The organism is Paenibacillus sp. NPDC058898 (assembly GCF_049316025.1).
Taxonomy (GTDB): domain Bacteria; phylum Bacillota; class Bacilli; order Paenibacillales; family Paenibacillaceae; genus Paenibacillus_AQ.
Map to the genome: position 1 here is coordinate 70011 of NZ_JBMOSM010000003.1, position 12220 is coordinate 82230.

Here is a 12220-nt window from a genome sequence, read left to right on the forward strand (position 1 = left end):
TTTTGTTCGAAAATCATTTTAAACGAACGCACCACGAACGTCTAATTTCGGCAAAGAAACCAAACAGAAACCTCTCCATGTTTATGATGGTTTTATACCACCACATATCAAAGAGAGGTTTCCTTTTTGATAACTATAATCTACTTAATGGTCGACAGCCATCCACACAGCTCTGGACCACGCAACGTGCGCACAAAGAGCAGTACACACGTTGTACTGATTGTACAGTATCCTTAAGTTAAGGCAGCGTGTTCAAGAATGGTCTTACCGTTTTGGCAAGCGTGTAATTCGTGGTCGCATCCCAGTTAATGGACCAAGTCATTGCTCCCCGTATATCAGGGTATTTAGCAACGGGCTTATAACTTCCACAGCTGTTTCCAGTTGCTAGACAATTCAGGGCATTATTTACGACCGTTGGAGAAACATATCCGCCTCCAGCTGCTGAAGAGGTAGCAGGTACTCCCAATCCCAATTGGGAAGGTGATACCCACTGCAGCGTTAAGTCCGAAAGAGCCGTAAGGAAATCAACAGTGCCTTGGGAATAGCATTTTCCGTCACGACCTAGCATGCATCCGGAATTATAATACTGGACATTAATTACGGTTGTCATATCCTTTAGATTGTTATAGAGCTGCATATAGGAGGTGTTTGGATTCTGCATGTCTATCGTTTGGGGAGCCATCGTCAGAACAAAATCATTTCCTACTTTTTGCTTCAGTTGGCGGATCGCATTGGTTAAGTTAGGTACATTCATACCATGCTCCAGATCAATGTCTATCCCATCAAGTCCAAATTGAGTGATGATTCCGTACATGCTGTTCACAAAGTTCGCTACATTCGGGGAAGGGTTATTCAAATTAATGTTCCCCTTTTCCCCTCCAACGGATATAATGACCTTCTTGCCTTGAGCACGTTTAGCCTGAATGTCCGCGATCAGCTCAGCATTTGTGTACCCACCGAGAGCAGCGGATAGCGCAGAATCTACAGTGAAAGTGACACCACCAGGGTTAGCAGGGTCCATCTCGGCAAACGCTAAAACAATGATGTCGTACTGATCCGGTATATCTCTCACTTTCAATTTGCTGGCACCATTGACGAAGTTCTGCCAGTACCCTGTCAATATATGCTTCGTCGGCTGGGGACCTCCGCCTGGTCCTTCTGTAGTTGTTGCATTCACGGTCGCACTAGCAGGGGAAAGATTCCCGGCAGCATCCTTAGCAATGACCTTAAAAGAATATGTCGTTTTTGGTGAAAGACCCGTTATTGTCGCTGTCGTACCGGTAACAGATATGGCAAGGGCTGTGCCTTGGTATACATCATATCCTGTCACGCCTACGTTGTCCGTAGATGCTTGCCAGGATAAAGTAACACTTGAAGAGGTGACTGCGCTTACAGTTACATTCGTAGGAGTTGTCGGAGCTACAGTATCACCACCTCCACCACCTTGAACAAACTGCCACAATGCAGGAACATTAGGCGGTTCCCACCCGGGTAATGAGGTATGAGATTGAATGGCTTTATACGCTTTCCCATCGTATGTCACGTTGTCGTTTACGGCATAAGACACATTGGGTGCCCAAGCACCTCGTTCTGCTGCAGAAACCTCTAGGGGAAAAAAGTTCATAATCATAGACACGACGACCAATAAAGGCAACATCATCACTCTCGATTTGTTCAGCACTCTGGATAAACCCTTGTTCATCCATTAAACCCTCCTCAATAATTGATAATTAAGCTTTAGCCCTATCTTGCATAAGACGACAAACATCACCTCCTGTATAAAATACAATCATCCTGTTACATTCTCAAAAACCAAGATGATCCATTTCACTTACTCAATTTTGATTCATTTACATATTTCGCAAGTTGATTTATATGTTAAAAATTTACTTTATATGTTGATTATTAAAAATAGCTCTGGATAATCAATTTAGTCTATGTAAGAAGATTTTCAAACAAGATGCACCCGGGCCTAGGCCTGAGCGTATGGCTGCTTCCCTATTTTGCAAGAAAAAAATAACCGTCCTCCTTGAAGTGTGTTCAGGAAAACGGCCGCTGTATGGTTAGTTTGGTTATAGGTTATGTTTCAGGCATCTCCCGAATAGATTTCGCCACTCTTATGGCCGTATGCAATGGTGATAAAAACCCAACTCTTCGTGAAGCAGCACTACGTATGCGGATCATACTTTCGATCCCTGTTGCCCCCAGATTTCTTATTGTACTTCTCCAAGGTTGAAATCCGGGGGCAAAGGGGACCGCTCTGCTTCTCCAGCATGCTTCCGCCTTCTCCGTTGGAGAATCGAAGACCCTAAAATGCGAATTATCGAACATGCTTCAATATAGTAAGTTCGAATCCTTGTAACGGTTAAAAACTGGATATACTCAGCGAAATCGTGATAATGTTCAAATTTCAATATCCGCATCAACAAAATATCGGCCCTTTACCCCACCAATCACTTTGTTAAGCTCACTCAGTACCCGCTTCTCTTCGATAGGATTGGTCCACCAATTGTCGCGCCTCCCTTGAGAACGATGGTCTGGGCACCACACATACTCATACCAAGGAGGCATAAAGGTCCTGAGCATCAGCTGGCATCGACGCATATGACCAGGTGCACTGACGAGCAAGAGTCGATGGATTCGTTGTAACCCTAACGCCCGATCAAGCCTCCCGTTTATCATGTTCATCAAACCCAAGCAAAGCTTGGTCGACTTCAGTATCGATAAAATTGCAATAGCTTTGCAGCGTCTGGAGCCCTCATTGTCCCATTAACTTGGACTGAACGGCAGCAGCATCCGCTAGGAAACTCTATACTTTAATCTAATCTACAGATTTAACACGCTTTGCCATAATAATATCCGGTTTTCCTATTCCATTCGCATCTGGTATAACGCCGACGATTACAAAACCTAACTTTCTATAAAAGTTCGCTGGGTGATCTAGACTTTCAAAATTGGATAGATGGGCCGGAATATCATCATACAAATTCACGTTTGCTAGACTGGTTTGATTATACTCATCATCCGTACCCAATATGATGGTTATACCTCCGCGTTGGTAGACCTGACGTTCAAAATCGATCACTAATAACTTGCCAAAGCCTCGCATTCTACTATCTTTTCTAATAACTAACGGATGCAATTCCCACACATTACCGTCATACTGACTTCTCCCGCCAATCCACCCGATAACTTCATCATCCCCATTAACTAATACTCTACTAATTGAATCATCACTGAGAGATTCGAAAACTTCACGTATGGCAGAATCTATTGTGGGCCATGCTTCAAAACTCTCATGCAATAGCCTAGCTGTTTGATTTATCTTTTCTATGTCATTTTCTAACAAATCAATTATGATCATGCATGTACTCCCACCATTCTTTAGGTTCTATAACTTCATCTCATTCCTATAGATTATTCAAAAAAAGACGGATCAAACGATCGTCCCATACCTGCACCTCTATATATCGTTCTGGTCCATGATCTCCATCTTTGTTCCATTCTTGCGGCCAACCATATTCGTCCACCAGCCGGAGGATTTCATTCTTTAAGTAGACCTTCCCTCTGTAAGGCTTTCCGTCTTTATAACGCATTGTGGGAAATAAGTCACCATACGTAAAACTAATCGTCTCGGGGTCAACAACATCGAGGGGAATCTTGACTTCCCTCCCGTTCTGATACCACCGCTTGATCCATTCACAAGGGCCAAGTGTCATGTAATGTGGATATTTATTCATCGCCCTGCCACCCTTGGCTATGAATAGCTCTTTTGCATACGACTCTATTCCACGTCGGATTACGATATAATCATCTGCACGTTGACTCGCAAACATATTTTTATTTTGTTGGAGTCTTCTCTGTACTTGCTGCGCTTCTTCAATGGATAGTGCGGATAGATTTCGAAAGGGTCCGGCTTCTGCATCATAATAATGATATAAGAATAATTCCATAACTCCTTCCTTTCCTTGATTACAGCGATACTATTTCGCTCGTAGATTTAAAACCCACTCATGTTTCTCAGAAGTCTCTGAAGCGTCAAATGTCAGCCCGTCCATGGTCAGCTTACCCTGATTCCATTTTATTCTGGATACTTGCAGCTTTTGATCAGTTGACTGCACATTCATGGGATGATCAGGAATCTCCATCTCCATCTCCATCTCCATCTCCATCTCATGATCATTTATGATTCTTACCTTGGATTTATGAGAAGAAATGACTGGAAGTCCACTTCCATATATCATATAGAGACCATACTTTTGATTATTTTCTTCATAAAAATACATACCCGTCCCTTTTGCATTCCACTCCCGATTTACAATGGTTGTCCATATTTCATATTCATTCTTCATCCATTGATTAACATGAAATAATAAAAACATGGATAGGACTACTGCAAGGACAAGTAATAATTGTTTTTTCATAGGCTACTCCATATTATTAAATAGCGACATACTTCATATATCAAGACTTGTGTTTTATCTTCGCGATCCTCTGCTTTTCACCCTCGATGTAGTCATATACTTTTGAAATCTCTTCTTCGTAGTTCTCTTTAATTTCAAAATATGGGACAGCAGTAGCTAAACACTTTTCACGGAAAGCATCATGCTCCTGTATATAATCTGTAACCGTTCCCTCTTCAGGATACATACGTGTTTCGATAGCATTTCGATGTTTAATGATGTTGGATTGGAAGTTTTGCTGAATATACGTGGTTGAGAATCCCAAGAATACCGGTATGATGTGCGCTGAGTAGGATGGCTCGATATCCTGAAGATGGTGAGGCAGGATGTAGCAGCCCTCAATGATTAGATTCTGATTATTCTCGATGTTCGTCTTGATGATCCCCTTGAGGATCGGCCATAATTTTTCACCGATAAACTCTGTTGAATCCAAGGGGGTGAAGCCACAGTTCATATCCGCTCTGTATAATCCCATTTTCAAATGGTCGATCGAAAGATATGGAACGTGATACCTCTCCAGCAATTGTTGCGCCATATAGGTCTTCCCCGTGCAGCTATTCCCGCTGATTAGTATAATCATGTTCGTCACAATCCTCCTTTAATGGCATAGGCATCAACTCGTTAGGCAAAAATCAGCCCTTTTTTTATATTTCTCTTTTTTATCCGCTCTATAGAACAAGCTGATATGAGTTGCTTGAAATTCTTGAACTGAGCTAACATACGACTCCAGCTCCTTCTTCATTTCGATGATCGAGTCAGAAACTACAGATTTTCGAGCAACCGTGATATGCGGTTTATATCGTTCTAACTCAAAACATTTCATGATTTGTTCCTGATTGGGGTTAAATATCGTTACAAGTCTCTTATGTAGTTCTACTAACTCATGGGATTTCACTTCTAAATAAAGGACATCCATATTCCCGAAAAATTTTAGGTCTCCCACACGTATTGGAAAATCACCAAATTCCGAAATCACCTTTTGACACTGCGGCAGCCATCCTATATCTTCCGTTAGTCCACACGATGCTTTTACCGTGATGTGGGGTCCGGAACTTTGATGACCGTTATACTTGTCTCTTAATTTCATAATTTTATCGTCAATATCCATGGGTGGGACAATTCCGAAGTAATACTCCAATGCAGCTACACCTCGCTTTATAAGCTATTGCAGACCATGATGATATTACTGCAAACGGTAGTATCCTCTACAAAATATACTATTCTTAGGTTTAATAAGAATTAAAAAAGAATTGATGATATCTGAAGATGATATGACCATGTTAAACCAACAAATATATAACATGAGTGATTTCATGAATCCGCTCATACCTATTGAAGCAAAAGCTGGAACTATAGACAACATCATAAGCGGAAGACTCATGAATAACCAAAACCTCTTTTTAGAAAGGGGAGTATCTGTATTAAGCCAAAAAAATATGCCGCTAAAAGTCAAACTTATATCACCAAGCTTATAGATAACTATAATGTGAAAGAACTCATGTATCACGAAAATACAAGCACTAAATAGGATTAATGTTATATAAAACACAACACTACTACTGGAACTGATAAATACTGGATTGGTTTCCGTAATCAATTGTGAGATTAAATCAACGCCAAAAACAAGGCCAGGTGCTAATGCAATACTTATCATTAACAAATATACAAACTTCATATAATGTGTTCGAAACCAAGGCTTTCGAATAAAAGGAAGCCATGAAGAAAAATCAATATCTGTTGCAGGAAGATTTTTAAACCATAAAATCATGTGTTAATTTCGCTCCTTTTCCAATTCAATCGATACCTCTTTGATGTACGACCACTACATAGTTCCCGTTAATGATCATCCATCATATGTTCTTGTATGGGGGCTTCTTCCATGATTATACATCTGTCCACAAAAAGGCGACAGCCAGAAATTACAGAAGAGATCAACTTCTCTTCTCAGAAACCATACATTGGGATTTTATTCAAAAAATTAAACCCTTTTTTATCCAAATGTGGTAAAGTGGAAGTCGAAAGTATAAGCGGTTTAACTTTTAGAAAGGAGGGTTTCATTTTTTTGTCAAAGCCTTCCCCTGTTGTCATTCCAAAAATTAAAAAGGAAGTGTCGCGATGATCACACGAAGCAAAATGATGGTCTTAAGTCTCTGCATTTGTATGTTGATCACATTATTTCCTACATCGGGCTTTGCTGAGGCAGAGGTTGAGGAAGAAACGGCAGCTGCTGCTGTGCCGAGTCCGTGGAAGCAACAAAATATCGGTTCACCGTCAGTGAAGGGCAATGCTTCTTATGATCCAACTGCTGATCAATTTTCCGTAAGCGGTGCGGGCAAGGACATCTGGGGCAAATCAGATCAGTTTAACTATGTGTACCAGCCCTGGACGGGAGACGGCGCAATTATCGCCCTTGTCTCTTCTCAAACCAATTCACACGAATTCGCCAAGGCCGGTATCATGATAAGGGAAACGCTGAATGCTGATTCCAAGCATGTCGATTTGCTGTTGACGCCTTCGAACGGGTTCACATTCCAGTACCGGGCAGAAACAGGCGGAACTTCCCAAAGCGAGAAAATTGCATCGACCAGCCCAGCCTGGATAAAGCTAGAACGTAAAGGCAACGTCATCAAAGGATATGTATCCAACAACGGTTTGAACTGGGGGGATTTAGGCAATGTGACTCTAAACATGAATGCCTCGTTGTATGTAGGATTGGCTGTCAGCAGCCATAATGAGACTAAATTAAGCACGGCTATTTTTGACAAGGTGAAGGTAAATGCGTCAGGTGATGTATACCCGCCTACCGAACCGACCCACTTGCAATCAACCAGTGTAACCGATACAACGGCAAGTATATCCTGGACTGCATCATTGGATGATGTTGGCGTGAAGGATTATGACGTGTATAAAGACGATGTGTTGGCGCAAGCGAATGTAACGGATACTTCTTACACCTTTACCGGTTTAACCCCGAATACCACATATAATTTCACGGTCAGGGCAAGAGATACAGCAGGGAATATTTCCAATGCCAGCAGTCCTCTCACCGTGAAAACGACGAACCAAACCGATACTCAGGCACCGACTGCCCCGACAGAACTTGAAAGCTCAAGCAAAACATCTTCATCAGTCCATTTGACCTGGACGGCATCAACAGATGACGTAGGCGTGTACGAGTACGATATTTATAGAAACGGCTCATTAGCAGGCAGCACGTCTGCCACATCCTTCAAGGTAACCGGACTTACGGCAAATACCACATACAGCTTCACCGTTAAAGCCAGGGATTTAGCAGGAAATATATCTGAGGCTAGCCAAGCGTTGTCGGTTAAAACGAACCCTGCCTCTTCCGATCCATATACACCAGAAGTTGTCGCTAACAACTTGGAAACGCCATGGGCTATCGATTTCGCACCGGATGGACGGATCTTCTTCACAGAACGCAATAGCGGCAGAGTTCGTGTCGTTGAGAACGGGAATTTGAAATCAACGCCGGTCATTACGCTCAGTTCTCCTTTTTATTATATGCCTAAGAGTGAAGGCGGCTTATTGGGACTGGCGCTTGATCCTAATTTTGCCACCAATCATTACATGTATATCTATCATTCCTACAAAACATCCGACAACAAAGTAGCCAACAGAGTTGTTCGTCTTAAAGAGAATAACAACAAAGCTACAATTGACAAGGTTCTGATCACTAATCTTCCTGGTGCGGTCTATCACAATGGCGGCCGCTTGAAAATAGGTCCGGACAACAAACTGTATTTCGGAGACGGCAACTACGGAAATAAAGATGATACACTCTCTTACCTCGGAGGGAAGATATTCCGCCTGAATTTGGACGGTACCATTCCTGCCGACAATCCATTTGGCGCCTCTTCTCCGATCTATAGCCGTGGACACCGGAACCCTCAAGGATTAGCATGGCAGCCTGGAACGAACCGTCTCTTTGAATCGGAGCATGGTGAATCCTCCAAGGACGAAATCAACTTCATAGAGCCCGGTAACAATTACGGCTGGCCTAAATATGAGGGCGGGAATCAGAATCAAACAGGCATTACACCTCCTCTGATTTATGCAAGCGGTACAACCTGGGCTCCCTCCGGCATGACCTTTGTAACTCAAGGGCCATGGGCAGGCAATCTTCTTGTTACCAACCTAAAAGGTAAGCAGATCATCCGCATGGTCATTGGAGAGCAGAACGGAAAGCCGACGATCAACAGTAGTGATCTTAATTATCTGTTTGTGAATAAATACGGCCGCATTCGCGACATTGTCGAAGCGCCAGACGGTTCGCTTTATTTCGTTACCAGTAACAATGGCGACAAAAATGGTGACGGCACTCCGGATAAACTTGTTCGATTGGTTCCTAACTTTTAGCGAATTTGAATCATGTTAATAGCTATACAAACCAGCGCGTGCCGATACCCATTGGCACACGCTGGTTTAAGTTACAGCTGAAACCACAGATCATATAATTTCATCGACTTGCTGTATCTAAGCAACGAGCTCCTTGTATAGCATCCTTTTGGAGCACCTTGTTCGATAATGTGGTACATTCGCGGAAAGCAAAATGTTTACATCCTAAACATTTGTTATGATCCAATCGGGATAATGCGTAATCAATCGCCTCACCCGTATGCCCAAAGAAGTGAGCCGCCCCAATAAAATCAAACAAACCAGTTCTCTTCAATACTTCCATAGGCTGTGGTTGGACACCTGATATAAGAACCAACCCACCAAACTTCTTGAAGTGTTTAACTAAGCTGGTTAAATTGTGCTCCCCTGTTGTATCCATAAAGGGTACTTTCCCCATGCGTAGAAGTAAGACTTTAGGTCTTTGATGAATCGTATCCATGATCGACTTCTCAAACATGTTCGCGGCACCAAAAAAGAGCGGACCTTCAATTGTGTACATACCGATTTGGGGACAATCATGCCCCTCGGTTACCATGTGTGCCTTTACTTTTTCATGGTTATCAGCTGGATCGGGAAGCACTTTAGTTACTCTCAAAACGTCACTCATTCGTTTCACAAACAGAATGACGGCCAAGATTAACCCCACTTCAACTGCAGTCGTTAAATTTGTAAATACGGTTAGTATAAATGTAATGAGGAGCACAATGGAATCGCTCGTTTTGGTTTTCAAGACGTGAGCAAATTCTTTCCGTTCGCTCATATTCCACGCAACGAGCATCAGGATGGGAGCCATACTGGCAAGTGGAATCTCAGATGCGAAAGGTGCAAATAAAATGAGGACCAAAAAAACAACAATACCATGTATTATTCCGGACATAGGCGAGACAGCCCCGCTTTTGATATTGGTTGCTGTCCGTGCAATGGCACCAGTTGCTGGAATGCCTCCAAATAGAGGTGTCACCATATTCGCGATGCCTTGCCCAATCAGTTCACGACTGCTCTGATGACGACTGCCGGTCATGCCATCGGCTACAACAGCCGATAACAAAGACTCAATACCACCCAACATAGCGATAATAAAAGCGGGACGAATCAGCGTTTCAATACGGTCCCAGGTTATTTGCGGAAAATGGAATTGAGGTAATGTACTAGGAATTGCTCCGAATGATGATCCAATCGTTGCTACATCACCTTTGAAGAACACAGCCGCAACCACACTGGATATGACAAGCCCCACTAAGGAACCCGGAACCTTCGGCATAATTCTGGGTGTAAGGAGAAGGACAACCAAACAAACCCCGGCTGTTATGACGCTGTAGATATTCGTGGTTGTCAGATGCATCACAATTTCCTTCATGTTAGGCAGAAAATTTTCATGTTTCTCGATACCACTTAGACCCAAAAAATTAGCAATTTGTCCGCTGAAGATAATTACTGCGATTCCAGCCGTAAATCCAATGGTTACCGGGCGAGGAATAAACTTAATCAACGCACCAAGTTTACATAATCCCATTAAGACAAGGATGATGCCAGCCATGAATCCGGCAATCAGCAAATTTTCGTATCCATATTGCATGACTATAGCGAAAAGGATGGGGATGAATGCACCGGTCGGCCCCCCAATTTGAAATTTAGAGCCTCCGAGCAAAGAAATTAAAATACCGGCAACGATGGTTGTATAAATACCATACTCGGGTTTGACACCAGCAGCAATAGCAAACGCCATTCCTAATGGAATGGCGATAATACCAACAATCAGGCCTGAAATAAGATCTTTACGGAATGCGGATGCATGATATCCCTCAAATCTTCCCGTCCATTTCATCTGCTTTACCTTCTTTTTTTCATATATTTGATTATTTGAATATATGTGAGATGTTACTCCTGCCAATGAATAATGTCAATCGCTAAAATCGTCTATTCTATAAACGAAAAAAACAAGGTGCTCCTGAGTATTGCTCACGGATGCCCTTGTTTTTTTAGTTATGGTTCATTTCGGATGACCTCAAGCAAAGAAATCGCATCAACGAGATGATTATCGAATATTTGCTTTGTAACAGCTAGCAATTCTTTAATCAACGGGTCACGTAAGGAATAAATGACCGATGTTCCGTCTTTTAAGCCAGTAACTACATTTTTATTTCGTAATACTGACAATTGTTGAGAAACGGCTGAACCTTCTGAACCCAAAATACTTTGCAATTCGTTGACGTTTTTATCTCCTTCGCTCAGCACCTCAAGAATTCGAATTCTCATCGGATGAGCCAGCGCTTTAAAAAAATCAGCTTTAAACTGTTGAATATTTTGATTTTGGTTCATGGCTATACTCCCTCAGTGGCTAAACTTTTGAATATATGAATATAATAACACAACCGTATACCAAACATCGCGTAAAAAAGAAACGCCTGAGCATCGATTGTTATTTGGTTGCAACTATCGTATAATACCCCTTATATTCAAATTTTTGAATATTTGATTTTATGACATTAATAAATGAGGAGTGGATGCGAATGTCAGGCTTTATGGTTAATGATCCATCACAACAAGATTCGCTATCCATTCACCCATCGACTTCGTTATTAAAAAAAGTGAGCAGACAAGCTGTCATTACGATTGGTATTCAGGCTCTGCATGAGGTCGGATCCGATCCTATTTGCAAAGTCTGCATTGCCAATGGAGGCTCCTGCTGTAATGGTTGCAGGCATCTTGCGGACGGAATTGGATGCCAGCAACGTAATACAAGTTGTACGGCATGGTTATGTGGGTTTCTTAAATTTTTGTTGTATGAAACAGGCCTGTTACGAGAATGGAATGACTTTTGGGACCAAGTACCGGGACAAGATTTTCGTGAGGATTTCACCCCAGAAGTTTTCTTCATGGAAAAGTCGTTACACCTTCCGGATATTCGAAATCTTAGCGAAGCTTTGGCAGCTGATCTTCAGGAGTTAGCCAGAACTCACATTGCGATTGGGTTCATACTTACACTTCGGGAAAAAATAGATAAAAATATTGACCAATTGGAGTATTTTGAACATGATCCAAAAAAGCAAATCAGCCTGAAAAGAAGCCTTAAAATGTTATCAGGTCCTTTTTATCGTTTTCAAAAAGAATTACATGAATATCGTCAAAAGCTTCAGAATACTAACTAACAACTGCAGGTTCTAGATCTGCTAGTTTATGGTGCATCTGCTCCGGAGAATTCATGTTCCGCATCGATTGCCCAAACGACTGCCGGAAAATCTGAACGATTCTGTTTTTCTCTTGGGATGAAGATTTCAATATCAGCCTCTTCGCTAAAATGAAAAAGCATTCATGCACCTCATTTCTTCCATGATTAT

The 12220-nt window shown here is 42.0% G+C and carries 13 protein-coding genes; 2 read left to right on the forward strand and 11 right to left on the reverse strand.

What is annotated here, in order from left to right:
- Positions 1-238 precede the first annotated feature (238 nt).
- The 8 genes from ACOZB4_RS08820 to ACOZB4_RS08855 all read right to left on the reverse strand — a co-directional run bounded on the left by ACOZB4_RS08820 (position 239) and on the right by ACOZB4_RS08855 (position 6231).
- Entirely contained in the window at positions 239-1702 is a 1464-nt protein-coding gene (locus ACOZB4_RS08820) for a chitinase (RefSeq protein WP_379413660.1), read from the reverse strand.
- A gap of 701 nt (positions 1703-2403) precedes the next feature.
- Positions 2404-2682, reverse strand: a complete 279-nt coding sequence (locus ACOZB4_RS08825) for a hypothetical protein (RefSeq protein ID WP_422759527.1) — start codon at positions 2680-2682, stop codon at positions 2404-2406.
- Between the two features lie 139 nt (positions 2683-2821).
- Positions 2822-3364 (reverse strand): GNAT family N-acetyltransferase, encoded by a 543-nt coding sequence (locus ACOZB4_RS08830; RefSeq protein WP_076321860.1) that lies wholly within the window; start codon positions 3362-3364, stop codon positions 2822-2824.
- 46 nt (positions 3365-3410) lie between these two features.
- Complete coding sequence (locus tag ACOZB4_RS08835; RefSeq protein WP_379413655.1) at positions 3411-3953, reverse strand: hypothetical protein; 543 nt, start codon at positions 3951-3953, stop codon at positions 3411-3413.
- Between the two features lie 30 nt (positions 3954-3983).
- Positions 3984-4424: a hypothetical protein gene (locus ACOZB4_RS08840; RefSeq protein WP_379413653.1), complete on the reverse strand. Its 441-nt coding sequence runs from the start codon at positions 4422-4424 to the stop codon at positions 3984-3986.
- A 40-nt stretch (positions 4425-4464) separates the two neighbouring features.
- Positions 4465-5043 carry an AAA family ATPase gene (locus ACOZB4_RS08845; RefSeq protein ID WP_379413651.1) on the reverse strand — a complete coding sequence of 193 codons (579 nt, stop codon included), beginning with the start codon at positions 5041-5043 and terminating at the stop codon, positions 4465-4467.
- Positions 5044-5076: 33 nt separating this feature from the next.
- Positions 5077-5571: a 2'-5' RNA ligase family protein gene (locus ACOZB4_RS08850; RefSeq protein WP_379413649.1), complete on the reverse strand. Its 495-nt coding sequence runs from the start codon at positions 5569-5571 to the stop codon at positions 5077-5079.
- A gap of 75 nt (positions 5572-5646) precedes the next feature.
- Positions 5647-6231 carry a DUF3267 domain-containing protein gene (locus tag ACOZB4_RS08855; protein ID WP_379413647.1) on the reverse strand — a complete coding sequence of 195 codons (585 nt, stop codon included), beginning with the start codon at positions 6229-6231 and terminating at the stop codon, positions 5647-5649.
- A gap of 392 nt (positions 6232-6623) precedes the next feature.
- Between ACOZB4_RS08855 and ACOZB4_RS08860 the strand changes: the two genes are divergently transcribed.
- A complete protein-coding gene (locus ACOZB4_RS08860; protein ID WP_379413645.1) occupies positions 6624-8843 on the forward strand; it encodes a PQQ-dependent sugar dehydrogenase in 2220 nt (739 codons plus the stop codon).
- A 100-nt stretch (positions 8844-8943) separates the two neighbouring features.
- Here ACOZB4_RS08860 and ACOZB4_RS08865 read toward each other — a convergent pair whose 3' ends face one another.
- The gene (locus ACOZB4_RS08865; RefSeq protein ID WP_379413641.1) at positions 8944-10707 is read right to left on the reverse strand and encodes a SulP family inorganic anion transporter; all 1764 of its coding nucleotides are present in this window, start codon (positions 10705-10707) and stop codon (positions 8944-8946) included.
- 158 nt (positions 10708-10865) lie between these two features.
- Entirely contained in the window at positions 10866-11201 is a 336-nt protein-coding gene (locus ACOZB4_RS08870) for an ArsR/SmtB family transcription factor (RefSeq protein ID WP_076321867.1), read from the reverse strand.
- A 191-nt stretch (positions 11202-11392) separates the two neighbouring features.
- On the opposite strand from ACOZB4_RS08870, the gene ACOZB4_RS08875 reads away from it, so the two are divergent.
- On the forward strand, positions 11393-12031 hold the full coding sequence (locus ACOZB4_RS08875; protein ID WP_379413637.1) for a hypothetical protein: 639 nt from the start codon (positions 11393-11395) through the stop codon (positions 12029-12031).
- Between the two features lie 26 nt (positions 12032-12057).
- On the opposite strand, the gene ACOZB4_RS08880 is transcribed toward ACOZB4_RS08875, so the two are convergent.
- Positions 12058-12192 carry a DUF6886 family protein gene (locus ACOZB4_RS08880; protein ID WP_379413634.1) on the reverse strand — a complete coding sequence of 45 codons (135 nt, stop codon included), beginning with the start codon at positions 12190-12192 and terminating at the stop codon, positions 12058-12060.
- Between the last annotated feature and the right edge of the window lie 28 nt (positions 12193-12220).

What these genes read in the sequence shown, in the direction of transcription:
- ACOZB4_RS08820 (WP_379413660.1), bottom strand. Translation starts at nt 1,702, where the DNA reads ATGAACAAGGGTTTATCCAGAGTGCTGAACAAATCGAGAGTGATGATG.
- ACOZB4_RS08825 (WP_422759527.1), bottom strand. Translation starts at nt 2,682, where the DNA reads ATGATAAACGGGAGGCTTGATCGGGCGTTAGGGTTACAACGAATCCAT.
- ACOZB4_RS08830 (WP_076321860.1), bottom strand. Translation starts at nt 3,364, where the DNA reads ATGATCATAATTGATTTGTTAGAAAATGACATAGAAAAGATAAATCAA.
- ACOZB4_RS08835 (WP_379413655.1), bottom strand. Translation starts at nt 3,953, where the DNA reads ATGGAATTATTCTTATATCATTATTATGATGCAGAAGCCGGACCCTTT.
- ACOZB4_RS08840 (WP_379413653.1), bottom strand. Translation starts at nt 4,424, where the DNA reads ATGAAAAAACAATTATTACTTGTCCTTGCAGTAGTCCTATCCATGTTT.
- ACOZB4_RS08845 (WP_379413651.1), bottom strand. Translation starts at nt 5,043, where the DNA reads ATGATTATACTAATCAGCGGGAATAGCTGCACGGGGAAGACCTATATG.
- ACOZB4_RS08850 (WP_379413649.1), bottom strand. Translation starts at nt 5,571, where the DNA reads ATGGATATTGACGATAAAATTATGAAATTAAGAGACAAGTATAACGGT.
- ACOZB4_RS08855 (WP_379413647.1), bottom strand. Translation starts at nt 6,231, where the DNA reads ATGATTTTATGGTTTAAAAATCTTCCTGCAACAGATATTGATTTTTCT.
- ACOZB4_RS08860 (WP_379413645.1), top strand. Translation starts at nt 6,624, where the DNA reads ATGTTGATCACATTATTTCCTACATCGGGCTTTGCTGAGGCAGAGGTT.
- ACOZB4_RS08865 (WP_379413641.1), bottom strand. Translation starts at nt 10,707, where the DNA reads ATGAAATGGACGGGAAGATTTGAGGGATATCATGCATCCGCATTCCGT.
- ACOZB4_RS08870 (WP_076321867.1), bottom strand. Translation starts at nt 11,201, where the DNA reads ATGAACCAAAATCAAAATATTCAACAGTTTAAAGCTGATTTTTTTAAA.
- ACOZB4_RS08875 (WP_379413637.1), top strand. Translation starts at nt 11,393, where the DNA reads ATGTCAGGCTTTATGGTTAATGATCCATCACAACAAGATTCGCTATCC.
- ACOZB4_RS08880 (WP_379413634.1), bottom strand. Translation starts at nt 12,192, where the DNA reads ATGCTTTTTCATTTTAGCGAAGAGGCTGATATTGAAATCTTCATCCCA.